Consider the following 20,397-nt stretch of genomic DNA (forward strand, 5'->3'; position numbering starts at 1 on the left):
ATTCACTCCTTCGTGAGTACCAAATCATTATACCTTGATGAGATTACTGCATACCTGCGTATATCTCTACCCTTTTAATTAGTGCACTTTAGAATAAGACACCAAATCTATTGAGTCTCCTTGAGAGTTAGCTATGCTAGAGCAATTCAATATGCCAAATAAGGAAGGGCCATGAGTTCAGAAACTATTTTTACCAAAATTATTAATAGAGAGATCCCAGCAGATATTGTTTACGAAGATGAACAAGCGCTCGCGTTTAGAGACATTAATCCACAAGCACCATTTCATGTCTTAGTTATTCCTAAAACAGCAATTGCGACTATCAATGACGTGACTGCAGAAAATGCTCATCTTGTCGGTCATTTATATGTTGTTGCAGCCAAATTAGCGAAAGAGCACGGCTTTGCGGAAGATGGTTATCGTGTAGTGATGAACTGTAACGATCATGGTGGTCAAACTGTCTATCACCTTCACCTACATGTATTAGCTGGAAAAGAAATGGGTTGGCCGCCTTACAGTAATACGAAAAAAGTACCAGTCTAGATTATTCTCTGTTAAGCAATGTAAATAAGTAAGTTATTAACTGAAATTGTTAAAATCTTACTTATTTCAATAAATTACATTTCAATACATATTCTGTACATAATTCCGATTTATTATTTCACTTTGTTATATAGCGGGTTTATCTATCTTGTGCTAAAAATTCTAATACAAAAGGTCTGAATCCCGTGTTAGCATTGAGAAATCGGAAAAAATAGAGTGTGTCCAAAATGAGCAGTAGTGCTTTTTTGTTATTAGATAAAGAACCAGTTAACACCATTGGTATCAATGTGTTACAACCTTTGTTGAAAACCCAAGGGTTGGATGTGACAACTGGAACTGATATCTCAGATGTGCCTGAAGGTACTCGATTACTTTTCATCGAAACCGCGGTAAATGATTCTTGGGGTAAATTAAAAGAACAACTTGTCAACCTCAAAGTAAAATGCGATATCGTGCTGTTCAACTTAGATGAAAATCCAGAGCTTGCTAATCGTGCGCTACTCAGCGGCATTCGTGGTGTATTCTACACGACAGACAATGCCGACGTGCTAATGAAAGGGATCCGCATGTTACTTGAAGATCAACTTTGGTATCGCCGTGACGTAATGTGTAACGTGTTAAATCGCATGCTGCAATTTAATAAAGATGCATTACATAAACTAACCGAAGGTGATATCGAACCTGTGAAACTCACTAAGCGAGAAAAAGCAATTATCGCGCTAATGAGTAAAGGGGCGAAAAACAAAGAGATCGCTGAAGAGCTAAACATCAGTCCACACACGGTAAAAACGCATCTATATAGTGCATTTCGCAAAACCAAATGTCGTAACCGTATCGAACTTCTTTCGTGGGCCCAACAGAATATTCCTGACGAAATTCGCTAAACTATATATTGAACCGACTGACGAAAGTCGACAGAGAAAAGGTAGCGCTGACATGATGATCTCAGCGCTTCTCTCAGTTATAAACTTTACTGCCTTAGCGAATACCTCTATGCTAAGCTTTTATCGCAACTGAAAGCAATTTTAGGTAAATGCTCGACCCAAAAACCCTCTACCTAACCAGTCTCGTCATGACTGCAATGATGGCACTTCTTACCTTTTTAACTTGGCGAGCAAATAAAAGCACACCTGGAACACTACTCTATATTTTTTACCCATTAGTTTTGCTCTGCGCGATTTCTTCTTTTGCGTTACATGGCTATTTTAACAACTGGGAAACCATTCCCATTGCTAACACCTTGTTATTCGCCGCTTCCATTATTCATTGCATGGCGATACGGCAGTTTTTAGGGATCAGAGGCCCTTCTTTTAAGCTATTTCTCGGTGTAACCGCTGGGCTTTTCATATTACTGATTTACAGCAGTATTATTGCCCCCAATCTGAGAGATCGGATGCTTATCTCTGATTTACAGCACATCGCTGAAGCTGCGCTACTCCTATATTTTTTTAGCCGCTTTGCACGAAACAAATATCCCAATGGCAGCATAGTCTATATCACTATTTTACTCATCATTCTGGTGATATTTACAGGCAGAACCTTGCTGATGGGGGATGTTACTCATTTCACGCTTTTCAAAGAAAACTGGTTTACTATCACCATTTTCTTCAATGGTGTTCTTGCTCCTATTTTTTATGCAACAGGTATGGCGCTGTTATGTAATGAGCAAAGAGAACAAAATCTGAATAAATTAGCATTAAAAGCACAGCAAGACCTAGAGCTGCGCGGTATGTTTTTATCAACGATCAGCCATGAGATCCGAACCCCACTTAATGGTATTTTAGGAAGTGCTCAACTGATACTAGGACGCACCACAGACAGTCGCAACAAAGCTTATTGTGAAGCTATCGTAAATTCAGCTGAATCGTTAAATCTACTAATTGATAAAGTACTAGACTACGCGAGTTTGGAACAAAGCGATGAAGCTTTGTACGAAGAAGACGTTGAGCTTAGAAGTTGGCTACAAAACCTTTGTTTGCTGCTAAGTCCGCTTGCAGAGCAAAAAAAGCTACACTTTGAATTGGTGTACGAGCTGCCCGATCAGGTGTGTTACTACTTTGACCAGCAGAAACTACGACAGATCCTAATTAACCTCGTTGGAAATGCCATAAAATTCACCGATAGAGGCGAGGTAAAACTCAAAGTTGAGATTTTAAAAGACCAACAAATTGAGCATAAAGTGCGCTTTAGTATCACGGACTCAGGGCCAGGTATTGATAGTGAAGACATTAATAAACTAACTGAGCCTTACGTACAAAGTAGTGCCGGTAAAGTTAAAGGTGGTACAGGTTTGGGCCTCGCCATTACTAGCCGCTTGCTCAACCGCTTGAATTCACAACTAGATATCAAAAGTGAGCTAAGTAAAGGCAGCACATTTAGTTTTGATTTACTATTAAACATTGGCGAACTGAGCTTAGTAGAGCAACGTCCGCAGCATGATAACTGTATCACGGGTCTAAAAGTGCTGTTGGTAGAGGACTTAGATCTCAACCAAAAAATCGCTATCGAGTTTATGGCAGAAGATGAGCATAAGGTTAAATTGGCAACCAATGGTAAAAGCGCCATTGAGATGCTGGTAGAACACCGTTTCGATGTCGTACTGTTAGACATGAATTTGCCCGATCTTTCCGGGCAAGAAGTATTAAAACAGCTACAAAACTGTGAGCATAAAAACAAGCGAACTCCATTTTTAGCCTTTACCGCCAGCCTCAGCCCCGATGAGGTCAAAGAGTATCTAGCACTTGGCATTCGCGATATCGTTGGTAAACCGATAAAACAAGAAAAGTTACGCCAAGCGCTGAGCGAATCACAGTCCCCGAAAAAGGCTAGTGTAAGCGTGGAATTGCCCGATACTCTTTACGATGAAACAGCCGTAAATGCTTTGAAATCAGGGTTTAGTGAGGATGAAGTTTCTTCGATTTACAACGAGTTTGTATTATCTGCACGAAATAAACTTATTCATATTCAGCAATTATTGGAACAAGACCGAGAACAATGCATCAGACAACTTCACCGCCAAGCCAGCACGGCCTTGCAACTCGGGTTTAATCGCTACGGTTCAAATTTGAAAAAAGCAGAGCGCCGATTATTGGACGGAAAATCTTGTCACGATGAACTCACAGAAGCCATGACGCTATGGCAAGACAGCCTTGCGGCCTACCTCCAGTTTGTCCGCAAAGAGGCTATAGGATAAGCGTTATGATACGCACTCGATTTAACACCCGCTCATTTTGCGGGGTTAAACGCATCTCGTTCGACATCATCATAAAATTTGTTCATGCTTAGTGCCAATTTATATTAACGCTAACTTACTTAGACGCGTTACGCGTCTGAGATAAAAACTATAAAATTAGGGAACATCTATGTCATTTTTTAAAACCCCCCTAGCGATTGCTATCGGTGCAGCTGTGATTAGTTTAGCTCAACCAGCCAGCGCTGATGATGCTGTTACAGCCGCGCAAGCAGAAGAAAAATCAACTAAAGGCTGGGATGTGCTCAACCCACCAGGCGAAAAGCAAACCATCACCATTGATACTAACGAAACCACCTGGAGTAACTTAGATGTTAGTCCTGATGGTAAGCACATCGTCTTTGATATGCTTGGCGACCTTTACATCATGCCAATTGGCGGCGGTAAAGCAACAGCACTCACAGCAGATATGGGCTGGAACATTCAACCTAAGTTTTCCCCTGACGGTAAATACATCGCGTTTATCTCTGATCGCGCAGGCGGTGACAACCTGTGGGTGATGGACGTTGACGGTCAAAATCTACGCCAGGTGTCAAAAGAAGTAAATAACCTTATTCATAACCCGGCATGGTCACCAGATGGTCAATATATTGCGGTAAAACAGGGTCAAGTAACAGGCCGTACCATCCCAGCAGGTTCAATACGCATGTATCACATCAGTGGTGGTAAAGGCGTATTAGTTCGCGAACGTCTGCATGGTACAAGCTCTCAAAAGAACGTTGCAGAACCCGCGTTTTCTCACGACGGTAAAAAAATCTATTACTCAGTTGACGCAACCTCAGGCGTACGCTGGGAGTATAATAAAAACTCGCTCGACTCTGTTTTTGAAATTCGTAGTTGGGATTTAGCTACAGGTGAAGAAGAAACCGTGATCCGTGGTGCCGGAGGTGCTATTCGCCCAACCGTTAGCCCTGACGGTAAATCAATTGCGTTTGTTAAGCGCGAAGACAACAGCAACGAAATGGTCAGCGCTTTATACATCAAAGATTTACGTTCAGGTATTGAGACTCGTGTATATTCAGGGCTTGACCGTGATTTGCAAGAAGCCAATGGTGCACATGGTAACACGCCTTCTTTTGCTTACACGCCAGATGGTAAATCCCTGGTTTTTTGGGCAAAAGGGGTATTCAACCGCGTCAATATAGAGTCAAAAGAGGTGAGCATCATCCCTACTCGTGTTGTTGCTGAAAAACAGATTACACCGGCACTGCGTTTTGCTGTGGATGTTGCACCTGATACTTTTAAAATTAAACTCGCGCGCTGGTCGCAAATTTCTCCAGATGGTGAAACTGCGCTATTCCAAGCGCTTGGCTACCTTTACATAAAAGACATTGAGTCAGGTAAAGTAAGGCGCCTCACTAAACAAACCAACCACTTTGAGTTCTACCCAAGCTACTCTCGCGATGGTAAGTCTATCGTCTACACGACGTGGAATGACAAAGACTTAGGCGCGATACGTGTTGTATCTGCAACTGGCGGTAAGGGTAAAGTGATCACCCAAGAACCAGGTCACTATATCTCCCCTAGTTTTTCACCTGATGGTAAAAACGTGCTATTTAAAAAGGTCACGGGTGGCTACTTGTTAAGTGGCGATTGGTCAATGCACCCAGGTATTTATCTGATTGATGCCAAAGGCGGCGAAGCAAAGCGCATTATTAAAAATGGTGATAATCCTCACTTTGGAGCCGACTCAGAGCGCATTTACTTCTCAACAATGAGTGACGAAACACATCGTGAGCTTAAAAGTGTTAACCTCAATGGCCAAGAAGAACGTAGCCACTTCAAAGGTGATTACGTCTTTGATTTTAAAGTCTCTCCAAACGGCCAATACGTGGCATTTATCGAGCACTTCAATACCTTTGTTGCACCTTTTACCAGTACAGGTAAAGCCCTATCAATTAACAAGGGTGAGAAAGCTTTCCCAGTTAAGCAAGTGTCAAAGTACTCTGGTGATTTCCTAAATTGGAAAGCGGATAGCAGCGCGCTAACTTGGGCATTTGGTCCCACACTTTATCAACGCAAACTGACTGACACTTTCGCTTTCGTCGATGGTGCATCTGACAACACCGACGAGCTAACCGCTGAAGGCATTGACTTAAGTTTTGAGCAAAAAGCAGATAAGCCTGAAGGTATGATTGCGCTAGTCGGCGGTAAAGTAGTGACTATGCGTAACGCTGAGAACGAACAAGAAATCATCGACAATGGTGTTATTCTGATCAAAGAGAATCGCATCGTTGCGGTCGGTAAGCAAGGTGAACTAGACGTTCCTAGCACAGCTAAAGTGATGGATATTAGCGGTAAAACCGTGATCCCAGGACTTATCGATGCCCACGCACATGGCAGCTACGGCAGCCGTAACCTGCAACCACAACAGAACTGGAATCAATACTCAAACTTGAGCTTCGGTGTGACAACTATCCATGATCCTTCCAATGACTCTGGTGAGGTGTTCTCAATGGCTGAGTTGCAAAAAGCAGGTCTCACCGTGGCCCCAAGAACCTACTCTGTCGGCCGTATCTTATATGCTGGCAATGCACCTGGCTACAAAACACCTATCAGCAACCTTGAAGACGCTGAATTCCATGTTAAACGTTTAAAAGACGCAGGCGCTATTTCGGTGAAGAGTTACAATCACCCTCGTCGTGAGACGCGTCAACAAGTGTTGGAGGCGGCAAAAAACATGGAAATCATGGTTGTACCTGAAGGTGGCTCAAAATTCCAACACAACATGAACATGATAATCGATGGTCACACAGGTGTTGAACATGCCTTACCGATTGCGAATATTTACTCTGATATCGAACAAATGTGGGGGCAAACAAACGTTGGCTTTACTCCGACTTTTGCTGTTGCCTACGGCGGTATTGCTGGTGAAGAATATTGGTATCATCACACCAATGTATGGGAAAACGAGCGCTTGATGAGCTTTGTTCCTGAATATATAGTCAAACCAAGGTCAATTCGCCCAAGCAAAGCGCCTGAACGTCACTACAACCACATTAATGTCGCTAAAACTGCGAAACAGTTGCGTGATAAAGGTGTTACTGTACACATTGGTGCTCACGGCCAACGGGAAGGTTTAGCAGCACATTGGGAGTTATGGTCAATGGCCCAAGGTGGCTTTACCCCATGGCAGGCGCTTCGTAGTGGTACTATCGATGGCGCGAGATATTTAGGGCTAGATCGCGACCTTGGCACGATTGAACAAGGGAAACTAGCTGACCTTGCCATCATTGATGGAGATGTACTTTCTAATATTCGTGAATCAGAAAAAGTTGCCTACACCGTGATCAATGGCCGTATCTATGATGCAGCGACCATGAATGAAATTGGTAACTATGATAATAAACGCCAGCCTTTCTTCTTTGAAAATGGCGTACAAACACAAATGCACCCAGCAACCGCTGAGTACATGGAAGAAAAAGCCCATACCTATCACTGGAAACATTAATACCAATTGAATTAATTCTCTAATCAATTTGAAGGGTGAAATAGATCATTTACTTAATACAACTGGTATAAAGTCTCGCTCTTGTAAAAGAGAAAGGTTAAATGTAAAAGCTCGGCCATAAAGATAGCCGAGCTTTTTTCTTTTTTGTCTAGATCTTAACCAATACTGTTCTATGCTGTTATAGGTACCTCCAGCAACAGGGAATTAGGTTATGTCCGGGTTTTCACAGTTCTTTAGCTCTCTTAATTTAACTAAAAAGCTGATTTTTGCATTTCTAATCGTCGCCCTCGTGCCACTAATAGTGATTATTTCTATTGCACTTTATACCGCATCAAATGCCATGACAGCGCAAGTATATTCACAACTTGGAGCAGTGAGTGAGATTAAAAAAAGTGCGGTTAACCGCTATTTTGAGACCGTTGAGGATAAGCTGAATGCCTTTACGGCAAATCCATTGCTTCCCGTGATCGCACAAGAGTTCATTACCAGCTTTCCAAGCGCCCAAGGCGATACAAACTATGTCAAGCTATCTCGATTTTACGATGAAGTGTTCGTACCTAAGTTTAATCAAGAAAACCCAGAGGACACCAGTACCGAAAAACTAATCAGTAATATTTCAGAGTCAGGTCTTGCACTGCAAGCACGCTACCTAGCCAGTAATCTCTACCCTGTTGGCGAGAAATATAAGTTTATTGAAACTGGGCATTTAGATAGTTATGACTTAGCTCACCGTAGCTATCATCCGTACATGTTGAACATCGCCGACATCTACGAGTTTTACGATATCTTTATTATTGACCCTCGCAACGGCAATATTGTCTATTCTGTATTTAAAGAAGTTGATTTTGCTACATCACTAGAGTCAGGTCCCTATGCCAATAGTAATTTAGCTTCTCTTTATCGAGAACTAAAAAACTCAACCGATCCAACAATCAGTACATTTGCCGATTATAAACAATACCTCCCTTCTTATAATGCGCCCGCTAGTTTTATCGCTAAACCCATAGTGGTTAATGGTCAAACCGTTGCAATTGTTGCTGCACAATTATCTATTGATGCCATCAACACTATCATGACCGAACGAGAGGGCTTGGGAGGAAGTGGTGAAACCTACTTAGTCGGTCCTGAGGGCCTAATGCGCTCTGATTCCTTCTTAGACCCACAAAACCACTCAGTGGTAAATTCATTCCGATATCCTGAGCGCGGCAAAGTAGCAACATTTGCGGTCTCTCAAGCATTGAATAATAAATCTGGACAACAAGTTATTCAGGACTATAACGGCGAAGCCGTGTTATCTGCTTATACACCGGTAGAGGTCTTTAATACCCGTTGGGCGCTACTTGCCGAGATGGACGAGTCAGAAGCATTCGCTTCCGTCACTTCACTCTCTCAATATCTGATGATTATTTTAGCCGTTACTATCGTATTAGTACTAATCGTCGCCTACTGGTTCTCAAAAACGCTCACAAAACCCGTCCACGAATTGGTGGAAACCATGAAGTTGGTTGAACAGGAAGGCAACTTTTCTTTGCGAGCCCCCATTCGAAGTCATGATGAAATAGGCAACAGTGCACAAGCATTTAATTCATTACTGGATGCGTTGCAGCTTTCTATCACAGAAGCTAACCGCGTCATGAATCAAATGGCATCGGGCAAGTTTGAAGAGCGTATAAAAGTACCTTGTCGAGGCGAACTAGAAACCCTAAAAGATGCCACTAACCACTGCGCCAATACCTTAAGTCGAGCTATTTCTGAGCTTAATGAAATTTCCATTGATATGGCAAATGGTCAGTTTGATACCAAACTCAGCGCTCCGATGTCTGGCGACTTAGACCTGCTCAAAAATAATATCAATGATTCCTTGTCTTCGATTAATTCAACCATGAACGGTATAGTTCATGTGATGGCCAATATTGAGCAAGGTAACTTTAAGGAACAAGTAACCGTACCCGCTAAAGGAAAATTAGCACAACTCAAAGATTCGGTAAATAATTCCGTACGTAGCCTTAGCAGCGCGATTGACGGTATCAGCACGATTATGTCTGCACTGCGTCAAGGCAACTTCTCTGCGCAACTTGATGCTCCACTCGCAGGCCAATTAGAGACGTTAAAACAAGATATCAACTCCAGCATGGCAAACCTAGACGGAGTGATGAAAGAGATCGGCGCTGTAATGGCCGGTGTCAGCAATGGCGACTTTAAACAACAGGTAGATGTAGTAGCAACAGGCCAACTAGCTCAACTTAAAGATGATATCAATGCTTCCGTCACCGCCGTTGATGTTGCTATCTCAGAAATCTCAACAGTGATGATGGCAATTAGTCATGGTCGATTTGATCGCACCATTCAATCTGCGATGTCTGGCCAGCTTGACAATCTTAAAGGTGATATCAACCGTTCAGTCGAGAACCTAAATCAAGTTATTGAAGAACTCGGCAGTGTAATGGGTGCAATGTCCGAAGGTAACTTTAGCCAAAAAATAGAGTTACAACTACAAGGTCAATTACAGCAACTAAAAGAAGACGTAAACGGCTCGACCTCACAAGTTTCAGATGCTATCTCAGAAGTCAGTAGTGTGTTGGCGAATGTTGCTAAGGGCGATTTAAGTAATAAAGTGGATGGTAAATATTTTGGCGTGTTTAAATCTCTTCAAGAGGACACCAATACCACAATTCAAAAGCTCACCAGTGTCATTGAAGGGATCCAAGCCGCAGCAAACTATGTTGCCCAAAGTGCTGGAGAAATAGCGGCGAGTAACACCGAAATCAGCCAACGCACAGAAGAGCAAGCAGCAAACTTAGAAGAAGCTAGTGCCAGCACTGGCAATATGCTAGATGAGCTTACTAAGGTTTCAAACCAATCAGGTGATGCCGTAGGACTGGCAACAAACGCAGAAAACATAGCCAAAGAAGGGGGCAATTTATCTGCCCAAACCGTAGCCGCTATCATTGAGGTGAACAAAGCCAGTAAAGACATTAATGAAATTGTATCCGTGATTGATGGGCTTGCGTTTCAAACCAACCTACTGGCACTTAATGCCGCCGTCGAAGCGGCACGAGCGGGAGAAAATGGCCGCGGCTTTGCCGTCGTTGCAAATGAGGTGCGGGAACTAGCAGGGCGCAGCGCCGCCTCTGCAAAGCAAATTAAAGAAATTATATCTAACAGTAATCAGAAGGTAGAGCAAGGTACTGAGCTTGCGAATAGTTCTGGTGAAAAGCTGCAACAAATCGTTGGTGCAGTGAGTGATGTAAATAACAACATCATTAAAATCAATGAATCGACCTCAATGCAGCAGCAAGCCATCAAAGAAGTGGATTTGGTGGTGCAACGACTGACGGATCTTATTCAAGAAAACTCTGCAATTACCGAAGAAACAATGGCAGCGGCAAGACAAATGGCCGAGCAAGCCCACGAAATGCGCACCCAGTTGAGCTATTTCCGTTTATCAAAAAATGATTACAGCGCCACTGGCAGAGAAGGTGAATTGCTTGTGCATCAATATAATGCATCTTAGAACCTGTTGAGTTTCGAGTTAGAGCATGCCCAACTAAGCCTTTTAGTTGGGCATGTTATGCATGTACCAATGTGTATTATGCCAGCGTAAATTTATCCGCATCGAGATGGGCTGGAAATTTAGCTTTATACTGCTGCAAGTCGCTCAGTTTTAGCTTTACGGTAATAACTTCTGCTTGGTCATCTGCTGCCGAAACAAGACTATTACCATTGAAGTCAATCGCTTTTGTACCACCATTATGCGCGGTGCCATACCCATCTTCACCTACGCGATTTACCGCAAGCACAAAGCACTGATTCTCGATTGCACGAGCAGCCAGTAGAGTATCCCAATGATTTCGGCGTGCCGCTGGCCAGTTTGCAATATTAATCATAACCTCATAATCATTCTGATTACGCTGAAATACAGGGAAACGTAAGTCATAGCAGATCTGCGGTAAGAATTTTATGCCTTTTAATTCGAACACTTCACGGTGCTCACCAGCAACCACAAAATCCCCCTCATTACCTAAACAGAATAAGTGTCTTTTGTCATAATGAAGTATCTCTCCATCCGGTTGGCACCACACCATACGGTTGGCCTTTTTATCTCCTTGCGGAACCAATATGCTGCCCGCAACAACAGCTTCAAAGCGCTGAGCACATTGCTGTAAAAACTCGATGGCTGCATCAGCATAACGCTCAACACCCAGCTCTTTTACGGCGAAGCCGGTAGCAAATGTCTCTGGTAGCAAAATTAAATCGCTTGGCTCAACATTTTCTAGCAAACGTTCAATATGGGTAAAGTTGGCCTCAGGTGAAAGCCATTGGATATCTGTTTGAACAAGAGTAACGGTTAAAGTTGACATAAGCGTTTTGCAGCCTCTTCTAATGTCTTATTTTCCTTAGCAAAGCATAATCGAATGACCTTGTCTTCAGATGCTTGTTGGTAAAAAACACTGAGTGGCACTGCCGCCACCCCAACCTCTTCCACCAGATAGCGACAAAAGGCAACATCATCAAGATCAGAAATTTCACTGTAATCCAAAAGCAAAAAATAAGTCCCTTCACTTGGCAACAAAGTAAATCGGCTTGACGCTAACGCCTTAACCAGAACATCGCGTTTTTGTTGATAAAATCCACTCAGCTCATCAACGTGCTCAGGATGTTCAGCAAGCATATCTGCCAATGCAAGTTGTGCCGGAGTGAAGCTTGAGAATGTTACATACTGATGGATCTTTCTAAACTCAACAGTCATTTGCTTTGGCGCCACACAGTAGCCCATTTTCCAGCCTGTACTATGAAAAGTTTTACCAAAGCTTGAGATCACAAACGCACGCTCAAACAATACAGGATCAGTTAATGCGCTCAAATGGGGCAAACCATCAAAGGTAATATGCTCGTATACTTCATCACTGATCAATAACAAGTCATGCTGATTTAGCAACTGTTTCAGCTGCGCTATATCTGACGGCTTCAGCGTTTTAGCCGTCGGATTATGCGGTGTATTGATGATAATAGCACGGGTATTTGGGTTGATACTCGCTGCGACTTGCTGCCAATCAATTTGGTAATGCGGTGCAGTCAACGCGATGTGCACGGCTTTCCCCCCAGCCAGTTCAATTGCTGGCTCATAAGAGTCGTAAGCTGGATCAAATACAATAACTTCGTCCCCTTCAGATACTATCGCCTGAATTGCCACGAAGAGTGCTTCCGTTGCGCCCGAGGTCACCGTGATCTGTTCTTGTCCTGAAACATTCACCTGATAACGACGTTCAATTAATGCCGCAACTTGTGCTTGCAAGCTCGGTACGCCAGCAGAAGGCGAATACTGGTTTTGACCTTCGCCAACATAGTGGCTCAGTTGTGATTTGAGGTAATCAGGCGCATCAAACTCCGGAAAGCCTTGCGATAGGTTGATCGCACCATGCTCATTCGCTAATGCCGTCATTTGGCTAAATATGCTAATTCCAACCTGAGGTAATTTACTTTTCACTGCAACACTCTCTTTCTTATGGTGCTAATCGTGAGTGGATGCTATCATTGCTTAAAATAGATGTATAGCCGTCCAAACGCATTTGATATATAGGTGTTAACTATGCACACACAAGCCGCAAAACTCGCGCTTATCGAAGCAGGAGCTTGGGTTGCTCAGCAAGGCTGGGTTCCCGCGACTGGTGGTAATTTCTCTATCAAAACAGACTCTGGCTTTGTTGTCACGGCCAGCGGCTTTGATAAAGGTAAATTAACACCAGAACAATTTCTGGAATTAGACACCACAGGCACCATCATTGCTGGTGGTGGCAAGCCTTCAGCCGAAACCGCATTACACCTAAAATTATATGAATTATGCGCGGGTGCACAGTGCATATTACACACTCATTCCGTTGCTGCGACGGTGTTATCGCGATTTATTCAAGGCGAGCAATTTCAGATCTGTGGTTATGAAATGCAAAAGTCACTGTCTGGCATTCAATCGCATGAAGAAACCTTATCCATTGCTATTTTTGATAACGATCAGGATATAGAGCGGCTAGCACAGCGCGTGGCGCAATCTCATCAAACTACACCGGTTATACACGGTGTATTGATCCGAGGTCACGGGTTATACGCAGTGGGCCGTACAGTGCAAGAAACGCGTCGTCATATTGAGGGCTTAGAGTTTTTATTTGCCTGCGAATTAGAACGCATTAAATTGGAGGGGCGCCAATGATCAAAGCCATTTTAACAGATATTGAAGGGACAATTACCCGCATCTCATTTGTTAAAGAGATACTATTCCCGTATGCTGCTGCGCATTTACCGCAATTTATTCGCGACCATCAGCATGACGCCGCCGTTACCGAGCAAATTAGTGCCGTCAGAGCAGAATTGGATAATACTAACGCTGATATTGATACCGTGATTGCCGCGCTACTTGAGTGGATCGCCGCTGATAAAAAAATCACGCCATTAAAACAGCTACAGGGTCTCGTTTGGCAGTTTGGCTATACAAACGGCGATTTTACCGGACATTTGTATGAAGATGCCTACCAGTTTTTAACACAACAAAAAGCGAATGGCCGCGACCTCTACGTATATTCGTCGGGTTCTGTGAAAGCGCAGCAGCTACTATTTGCCCACTCAGACTATGGTGATATTCGCCCGCTATTTAGTGACTACTTTGATACTAAAGTGGGTGCCAAGCAGGAAATTTCGGCGTATCAGAATATTATTGCAACCCTACCGTATGAAGCGGATCAAATCCTCTTTTTAAGCGATATCGTAGCCGAGCTAGACGCGGCAAAGGCCGCTGGCATGCAAACATTACAACTGTTTAGAGATGCACAAGCAACATCACCTGAACATCCAGTTATATCAAGCTTTGACCATTTTGATGAAGGGGCATTTTCATGAGTCAACTGACTATCTACCAGGTACAGAATCCAAGCCAAGCTTTACAGCAAGAGCAAGACGCAAACATCATCGCATCTTTACTCGCAGAGCAAGGCGTACGCTTTGAACAATGGCAGACTAGCACCGATATCACAGCTGAAATGTCACAAGACGACATTATTAATGCCTACCAGAGCGATATTGAAAGATTAAAGGCACAAGGCGGTTATCAAACTGTCGACGTGATTTCACTCGCAAAGGGCAACCCTAACGCCTCTGAGTTGAGACAGAAATTTCTTTTTGAACATACTCATAGCGAAGATGAAGTGCGTTTTTTTGTTAAAGGACAAGGGCTATTCTGCTTACACTTAAACGATAAAGTATACCAAGTTTTATGCCAGCAAGGTGACCTAATCTCAGTGCCAGAAAATACGCCTCATTGGTTTGATATGGGTAGCGAACCAGAGTTTACGGCCATTCGCCTGTTCAATAATCAAGAGGGTTGGGTTGCGAAAAGCACGGACTCTGAAATTGCAAAACAGTTTCCATTGCTTGACTAGTCCCACTCAGTTAGCTCTGGTTACAGTGGATAGCCAGAGCTACTAAGAGGGATTGCGCCATTGTTTAACAATATTTTAGTCTTTTTTGAAAGCGCCTATTAAAACATCATCACCCGTAAACAACCCCGTATCCAACACCCATCCGGTGATCAAACTCGCTGGCGTAACATCGAATGCTGGGTTGTATACCTCTGCATTGTTGGGTGCCCATTGGCAATCACCAAAACTACCACTGACACCGGTTACTTCGCTTTTGGCGCGTTGTTCAATTGGAATGGCTGCGCCATTTGGACAGCTTCTATCCAACGTTGTGATCGGGGCAACCACATAAAAAGGAATATTATGGAAATGAGCTAACACCGCGAGATTGTAAGTGCCAACTTTATTCGCAAAATCACCGTTTGCCGCAATCCTATCTGCCCCTACAAAGATTTTATCGACTTTACCCGCCGCCATTAAACTCGCAGCCATATTGTCACAGATTAGCGTGTATGGGATTTGCCATGCATCTAGTTCGAACGCAGTAAGCCGACCACCTTGTAACAGTGGCCTAGTCTCATCAACCCAAACATGAATGTCACCATGTTGTTTTGCAGCATGATGGATTACGCCAAGAGCGGTGCCTACACCTGCCGTTGCCAGCGCACCAGTATTACAGTGAGTAAGAATATTGTCTCCCGCATTCACAAGCTCTGCACCTATATTTGCCATACGCTCGCATAGCGCAGTGTCTTCTTCAAATAACTGTTCTGCGGTTGTGACCACTTGTTGTTGCCAATCATTCGCTTGTAACGCTTCACGCAATCTCGCCATGTAGTGCATTAAGTTCACCGCTGTAGGGCGTGTTGCTTCAAGTTCATCTATCGAACGGGCAATTGTGTTTTTATCTTTTCCCTGCTCGGCAAGATAACCAATTAACAAACTTGCCGCTAAACCGATAAGCGGAGCGCCGCGAACCTTAAGTGTCAGAATGAGCTCGCTCATCGTCGCAACGTCGCGGCATTCATGCCACACCTGTTGGTGTGGTAGTAAGTATTGATCCAATACCTGTACCACGCCCGATTCAAATTTAAGACTACGTGCAATTAAGGTTTTCATGACATCCCGCTTTTTCAAAGTGTAACTGGTGATATTTTACATCAAGATCTAAAGAAGTATAGACATCTAAACATTTAAAAATATAGAATGCTATTAGCAAATATCCACAAGGTGCAGAAACATGTCGAGCTACATTGAATTTGATGCAGAAAAAGTTATTGATTACATTACTAATTTAGGAAGCTTCTTTGATAAAGATGCAACCTTGTCTTGTTATGAGTTTGGTGATGGCAATCTGAATTTGGTTTTCCGCGTACAAGATACGCAGGAAAATAGCATCATCGTCAAGCAAGCTTTGCCTTACGCTCGATGTGTGGGAGAGAGCTGGCCACTGACGTTAGACAGAGCCAGAATTGAAGCTAGTGTGTTACAACGTCATGGTGAGATCTGCCCAGATACCACAGCAAAAGTGCTGCATCACAATACAGAGCTTGCGGTAACTGTGTTGGAAGATCTTGGTCATCTACGCATTTTGCGTGGTGAATTAAACCAAGCGAACACCTTTGCAAGACTCGGCAAAGACGTCGCAAAGTATCTAGCAAAAACCAGCTTTTACCACTCAAGCTTTTACTTAACACCGAGTGAAAAGAAAGCCCTAGTCACCGAATTCACTAACCCAGAACTTTGTTCGATCACTGAAGATTTGTTCTTTGACGACCCATACCGCGATGCTGAAAGAAACAACTTTCCTGCTGCATTACAATCATCTGTGGAAATACTGAGAAAAAATAAGACGTTATTAGCTGAAGTGGCAAAACTGAAAGCCCAATTTCTCAATGCACCAGAAACCTTACTTCATGGTGATGTCCATACAGGCAGTATTTTCGTCGATGCACAGCATACAAAGCTAATCGATCCAGAGTTTGGCTTTTTTGGCCCCATTGGCTTCGATTTAGGCTCATTTATCGGCAATTTACTGCTTAACTACTGTGCCCAACATGCCCGCATTAACGCTCTGCCAAAACGTCGAAATATGCAGGTTTATTTACTCGATAGTATCGCCACCACCCTATCAAGCTTCTATGTAACTTGGCTTGAACTGGCGAAAACACAAACACGCGACCTGTCGTTGCAAGCAGATGGCTACGCGGAATACTTCCTCACTAAGGTATTGCAAGACGCGGTTGGTTATTGTGGTTGTGAATTGATCCGCCGCACCATTGGTCTCGCACATGTTGCAGACATAGATGCGATTGAAGATGAAGGCGCGCGCCTAGCGGTGCAACAGCGAGCACTACACTTAGGTGAACAGCTCATTATTAATGCCAATAAATGCCGAACGACCGATGATGTGTATCAGCTAATTATTAGTTTTGTAAACTAGCTTAGGCTAGTAAAATAAAAAAGCCCAAAGTTACTACTTTGAGCTTTTTTATTTGAGGAATAATCTTGGTTACTTACGCACTTGATTCATCGTGGTTTCAATATATTTGTCGATTTGGTCTTCAAGCACAAATAATGGTACAGAGCCATGACGTAAGATTTGGTGGTGGAATTCACGGATATCAAACTGATCACCTAGCGCTTTTTCTGCTTTGCGACGTAGGCGCTTAATAGTTAGCTCACCAATTTTGTATGACAATGCCTGAGCCGGCCACGAGATATAGCGGTCAGTCTCCGTTTTCACGTTATGTAAGGACAAGGCAGTGTTGTCTTTCATAAAGTTCATCGCTCGCTCACGGCTCCAGCCAAACATATGCATGCCAGTGTCTACAACCAAACGAGCCGCTCGCCACATCTCATAAGTTAGGCGACCAAAATCACTGTAAGGATCTTGATAAAATCCAGCTTCGATACCTAAAAACTCAGAATATAACCCCCATCCTTCACCAAAAGCTGAAATATATTCGTTACGACGATATTCCGGTAGATAGTCTAGCTCAGCATTAAGGGAGATCTGTAAGTGGTGTCCAGGTACAGCTTCATGCAGAGTCAACGCTTCCAATACATAAAGCGGTCGCTTATCCAGTGCGTAGGTATTTACCCAATAATAGCCAGCGTCGGTATCGCTGCGGGCACCAGAGTAACGTCCAGTTGTATATTTAGGTGCAATGCTCGCTGGCACTGGTGCGACACCGTATGGCTTTCTTGGTAATGTATGGAATAGCTTAGGTAACTGAGCATCCATCTTTTTTGCAATATAAGCAGCTTCTTTGAGTAATTCCTTAGGCGTTTTGGCATAAAACTGTGGATCGGTTCTTAAAAACTGCACAAAGTCGGCAAAAGATCCCTTAAAGCCTACTTTTTTAATAATCTTTTCCATCTCCGCACGGATCCGAGCCACCTCTTTGAGACCAAGCTCATGGATCTCCTTAGGCGTCATATTCGTGGTGGTGTAGTATTTTGCACGATTCGCATAAAATGCCTCACCATTTGGTGTCGAAGAAATTCCAATTTCAGCTCTTGCCGCAGGACGATACTCATTAACAAAGAAATTAAGGTAATTTTGATATGCTGCGATCACATCGCCTTGAATAATCTTTTTGGCACGCTGTTGCAGTGCTTTAAATTCGGCATCAGGTAAACCCGCTTGATTTTGTGTAAACGGACCATAAAACTCGGATTTTGTCACATCATCAACGATATAAGCTTCGATAGAACTTTCATAACCTTCAAGCACAGCTTTCGGCTGGGTCAAACCAACCGCCATACCTTCCTTCATCCAGTCGATATTTTGGTTAAAATAACGAGGAACTTGCTGTAAACGTGCTAAATATAGCTCGTAACCAGCACGCTTTTTAAAGTCATGACCAGAGATCATAAAAGACAAACCAGAATGAAAACCGTATTCCGAGGTTAGCGGCATATAGTGGCTATGAAAGCGATATTCATCGACGCTATTTTGCACTTGCGCACGCAAAATAGTGAGATTGATTTGATTTTCCTCACTTAGCGCTGAAGTGTCGATATTGTCGAGCTGAGCCAAAAACTGTAGACGCTGTTGGTTTGTGGTCGCCAGCTTTTCTGCACTGAGATTTGGCAGTAGAAACTCGGCTTGTACGTCACTACGACCATAAGCATTGATATCACTTCTAAATTTCATGACATCGCTCGCTATTTGAGTAAACTCAGCGTTATTGTCACTTCCGGTGATAGCACAACCAGATAAGGCGACGGTTAGATAAACGGCGACGCTTGAACGCTTAGTCCAAAGCTTTAATTTTGGTGATAACACGCTGACTTCCTCAATACTTTGTTGTTACTCAGCTTGCGGACAATTGCCAAAAATGGCAGCTCCTCTTCGCGCTGAGCTTTTTGTTATGGTGAAATGAACTTTCTGCTAGTCAAAGTAGGAGAGTCCCGTAACAGATGCAACTTAATTCGACAAAATCACGAATATCTCAGATCGAATACAATTTACTCAACCTAGTAAAAATTGATGAGAAAATCAGCAATTCAACAAAAAAATGTAAATTTTCTATTTCAAAGACAAATTTTTTACTTTTAAATTCGGACGATACAGATTAATGTAGGTCTAGTGCAATTAGGACAAGAGTTACACCGAAGGAGATGGTGGTAGTTCATTAACGTTTGATAATTAATTGTTGTGGTAAATGAAATGATGTTCCATGATCCCATGGCTGTTGCCCAAGAAAAAATGACACAGGTGTGCCTGTTTTTAGAGCAACATCATTTGCCGCCTACACCTTTAAATTACCAAGTCGCTTATACCCATATCAGCGCCACGAACAAAGATCTCGACTGTGCCATCAACAAAGCCATCAAAGCACACACAAAAATAGACTGTGTATTCATTGAACAGCTCTACTATCAGTTTTTAGATCAAGGTCAAAAGACACAATCTGAATTACTTGAGGGTGTCGACTCTTTGGTAACTGAATTACACGAAAATGCAGAAAGCTCACAAAAGCAGGTAATTCGCTTTGCCCAGCAAGTCAGTCAATGTGTGCATAATTTAGATGAGCACAACATTCTAAAGAGTAAGCGCGCACTATCAACACTCACCAAACAAACAGAGCTATTGCTAAAACAGCACAAACAATTTAAACAAGCGTTAATAAAATCGCGTTTAGATTATGAACGTAATCAAAAGTTACTACTCGACTTGCGTAAACAACATTTGTTAGACCCACAAACGGGTCTTTATAAGCGCCACTACCTTCATCAAAAAGTGTCTCTATGGCAATCACAGCAAAAATCCGTCTGTGCCCTTTCTATTCAAGTTGATAACCTTGACGAGTTTTCAGTCCGGTTTGGTGATGTTGTGGGCGAAGTGGTGCTTAATCGCATCGCCAATAACATTAAACGCTATGTCGTTGAAAGCGGCTTACCTGGTCGTACGGGGAAAAAAGAGTTCACGGTGATCCTCGCTGACGTAGACTTAGAAACCGCCAGTGTCATCGCTGATAAAGTGCGTAAAGGTGTTGAGCGACTAAAGTTTGTCAGTGCAAAAGGAAAAATTCCATTACCTGATGTATCTCTGGCTCTTGGTATTGCGCAACTCGCGCCAGAGCAAGACTTTAATGTATTAGCAAAACGTGCAGGCTATGCCGCGCAAAAGGCACATTCTCTCGGCCAACATTGCTATATTAGTCACTGATCTGCAATCACTCTTTTTGTGTACATTTTCAACAACACAACGAGGATTAGAAATTGCGCCCACGGCT

General features: G+C 43.1%; 14 protein-coding genes. 10 read left to right on the top strand and 4 right to left on the bottom strand.

Annotation, left to right across the window (positions count from 1 at the left end):
* The first annotated feature begins 171 nt into the window (after nt 1-171).
* The 5 genes from CWC29_RS15560 (at nt 172) to CWC29_RS15580 (ending at nt 10,758) form a co-directional block, all read left to right on the top strand.
* Complete coding sequence (locus CWC29_RS15560) at nt 172-543, top strand: histidine triad nucleotide-binding protein (RefSeq protein ID WP_128725705.1); 372 nt, start codon at nt 172-174, stop codon at nt 541-543.
* A gap of 227 nt (nt 544-770) precedes the next feature.
* The gene (locus CWC29_RS15565) at nt 771-1,427 is read left to right on the top strand and encodes a helix-turn-helix transcriptional regulator (RefSeq protein WP_128725706.1); all 657 of its coding nucleotides are present in this window, start codon (nt 771-773) and stop codon (nt 1,425-1,427) included.
* Nucleotides 1,428-1,576: 149 nt separating this feature from the next.
* Nucleotides 1,577-3,736, top strand: a complete 2,160-nt coding sequence (locus CWC29_RS15570) for an ATP-binding protein (protein ID WP_128725707.1) — start codon at nt 1,577-1,579, stop codon at nt 3,734-3,736.
* A 169-nt stretch (nt 3,737-3,905) separates the two neighbouring features.
* Nucleotides 3,906-7,244: an amidohydrolase family protein gene (locus CWC29_RS15575; protein ID WP_138521481.1), complete on the top strand. Its 3,339-nt coding sequence runs from the start codon at nt 3,906-3,908 to the stop codon at nt 7,242-7,244.
* Nucleotides 7,245-7,455: 211 nt separating this feature from the next.
* The gene (locus CWC29_RS15580; RefSeq protein WP_138521479.1) at nt 7,456-10,758 is read left to right on the top strand and encodes a methyl-accepting chemotaxis protein; all 3,303 of its coding nucleotides are present in this window, start codon (nt 7,456-7,458) and stop codon (nt 10,756-10,758) included.
* Between the two features lie 76 nt (nt 10,759-10,834).
* Here the strand turns inward: CWC29_RS15580 and CWC29_RS15585 are convergent, their stop codons facing one another.
* Together CWC29_RS15585 and CWC29_RS15590 are read right to left on the bottom strand one after the other, a co-directional pair.
* Nucleotides 10,835-11,605, bottom strand: a complete 771-nt coding sequence (locus CWC29_RS15585; RefSeq protein WP_138521477.1) for an amidohydrolase — start codon at nt 11,603-11,605, stop codon at nt 10,835-10,837.
* Complete coding sequence (locus tag CWC29_RS15590; RefSeq protein ID WP_128725711.1) at nt 11,593-12,732, bottom strand: methionine aminotransferase; 1,140 nt, start codon at nt 12,730-12,732, stop codon at nt 11,593-11,595. The genes CWC29_RS15585 and CWC29_RS15590 overlap by 13 nt, the downstream gene beginning before the upstream one ends.
* 102 nt (nt 12,733-12,834) lie before the next feature.
* Between CWC29_RS15590 and CWC29_RS15595 the strand changes: the two genes are divergently transcribed.
* The 3 genes from CWC29_RS15595 to CWC29_RS15605 are packed head-to-tail and all read left to right on the top strand — an operon-like array spanning nt 12,835 to nt 14,671.
* Entirely contained in the window at nt 12,835-13,449 is a 615-nt protein-coding gene (locus tag CWC29_RS15595; protein ID WP_138521475.1) for a methylthioribulose 1-phosphate dehydratase, read from the top strand.
* Nucleotides 13,446-14,132 carry an acireductone synthase gene (gene mtnC, locus CWC29_RS15600; RefSeq protein WP_138521473.1) on the top strand — a complete coding sequence of 229 codons (687 nt, stop codon included), beginning with the start codon at nt 13,446-13,448 and terminating at the stop codon, nt 14,130-14,132. The genes CWC29_RS15595 and mtnC overlap by 4 nt, the downstream gene beginning before the upstream one ends.
* On the top strand, nt 14,129-14,671 hold the full coding sequence (locus CWC29_RS15605) for a 1,2-dihydroxy-3-keto-5-methylthiopentene dioxygenase (RefSeq protein WP_128725713.1): 543 nt from the start codon (nt 14,129-14,131) through the stop codon (nt 14,669-14,671). Before mtnC ends, CWC29_RS15605 begins: the two co-directional genes overlap by 4 nt.
* Nucleotides 14,672-14,746: 75 nt before the next feature.
* Here CWC29_RS15605 and mtnA read toward each other — a convergent pair whose 3' ends face one another.
* Entirely contained in the window at nt 14,747-15,769 is a 1,023-nt protein-coding gene (gene mtnA, locus CWC29_RS15610) for an S-methyl-5-thioribose-1-phosphate isomerase (RefSeq protein WP_138521471.1), read from the bottom strand.
* A 121-nt stretch (nt 15,770-15,890) separates the two neighbouring features.
* Here mtnA and mtnK point away from each other — a divergent pair, with 121 nt between their 5' ends.
* Nucleotides 15,891-17,093 carry an S-methyl-5-thioribose kinase gene (gene mtnK / locus CWC29_RS15615; RefSeq protein WP_138521469.1) on the top strand — a complete coding sequence of 401 codons (1,203 nt, stop codon included), beginning with the start codon at nt 15,891-15,893 and terminating at the stop codon, nt 17,091-17,093.
* Between the two features lie 69 nt (nt 17,094-17,162).
* Here the strand turns inward: mtnK and CWC29_RS15620 are convergent, their stop codons facing one another.
* Entirely contained in the window at nt 17,163-18,944 is a 1,782-nt protein-coding gene (locus tag CWC29_RS15620) for a DUF885 domain-containing protein (RefSeq protein WP_128725716.1), read from the bottom strand.
* Nucleotides 18,945-19,328: 384 nt separating this feature from the next.
* On the opposite strand from CWC29_RS15620, the gene CWC29_RS15625 reads away from it, so the two are divergent.
* Complete coding sequence (locus tag CWC29_RS15625; protein ID WP_138521467.1) at nt 19,329-20,330, top strand: GGDEF domain-containing protein; 1,002 nt, start codon at nt 19,329-19,331, stop codon at nt 20,328-20,330.
* Nucleotides 20,331-20,397 lie beyond the last annotated feature (67 nt).

It is taken from the genome of Pseudoalteromonas galatheae, assembly GCF_005886105.2.
GTDB lineage: Bacteria > Pseudomonadota > Gammaproteobacteria > Enterobacterales > Alteromonadaceae > Pseudoalteromonas > Pseudoalteromonas galatheae.

Excerpts from the sequence above, each read along its gene's own strand:
- CWC29_RS15560 (WP_128725705.1), top strand. The coding sequence starts at position 172 with ATGAGTTCAGAAACTATTTTTACCAAAATTATTAATAGAGAGATCCCA.
- CWC29_RS15565 (WP_128725706.1), top strand. The coding sequence starts at position 771 with ATGAGCAGTAGTGCTTTTTTGTTATTAGATAAAGAACCAGTTAACACC.
- CWC29_RS15570 (WP_128725707.1), top strand. The coding sequence starts at position 1,577 with ATGCTCGACCCAAAAACCCTCTACCTAACCAGTCTCGTCATGACTGCA.
- CWC29_RS15575 (WP_138521481.1), top strand. The coding sequence starts at position 3,906 with ATGTCATTTTTTAAAACCCCCCTAGCGATTGCTATCGGTGCAGCTGTG.
- CWC29_RS15580 (WP_138521479.1), top strand. The coding sequence starts at position 7,456 with ATGTCCGGGTTTTCACAGTTCTTTAGCTCTCTTAATTTAACTAAAAAG.
- CWC29_RS15585 (WP_138521477.1), bottom strand. The coding sequence starts at position 11,605 with ATGTCAACTTTAACCGTTACTCTTGTTCAAACAGATATCCAATGGCTT.
- CWC29_RS15595 (WP_138521475.1), top strand. The coding sequence starts at position 12,835 with ATGCACACACAAGCCGCAAAACTCGCGCTTATCGAAGCAGGAGCTTGG.
- mtnC (WP_138521473.1), top strand. The coding sequence starts at position 13,446 with ATGATCAAAGCCATTTTAACAGATATTGAAGGGACAATTACCCGCATC.
- CWC29_RS15605 (WP_128725713.1), top strand. The coding sequence starts at position 14,129 with ATGAGTCAACTGACTATCTACCAGGTACAGAATCCAAGCCAAGCTTTA.
- mtnA (WP_138521471.1), bottom strand. The coding sequence starts at position 15,769 with ATGAAAACCTTAATTGCACGTAGTCTTAAATTTGAATCGGGCGTGGTA.
- mtnK (WP_138521469.1), top strand. The coding sequence starts at position 15,891 with ATGTCGAGCTACATTGAATTTGATGCAGAAAAAGTTATTGATTACATT.
- CWC29_RS15625 (WP_138521467.1), top strand. The coding sequence starts at position 19,329 with ATGATGTTCCATGATCCCATGGCTGTTGCCCAAGAAAAAATGACACAG.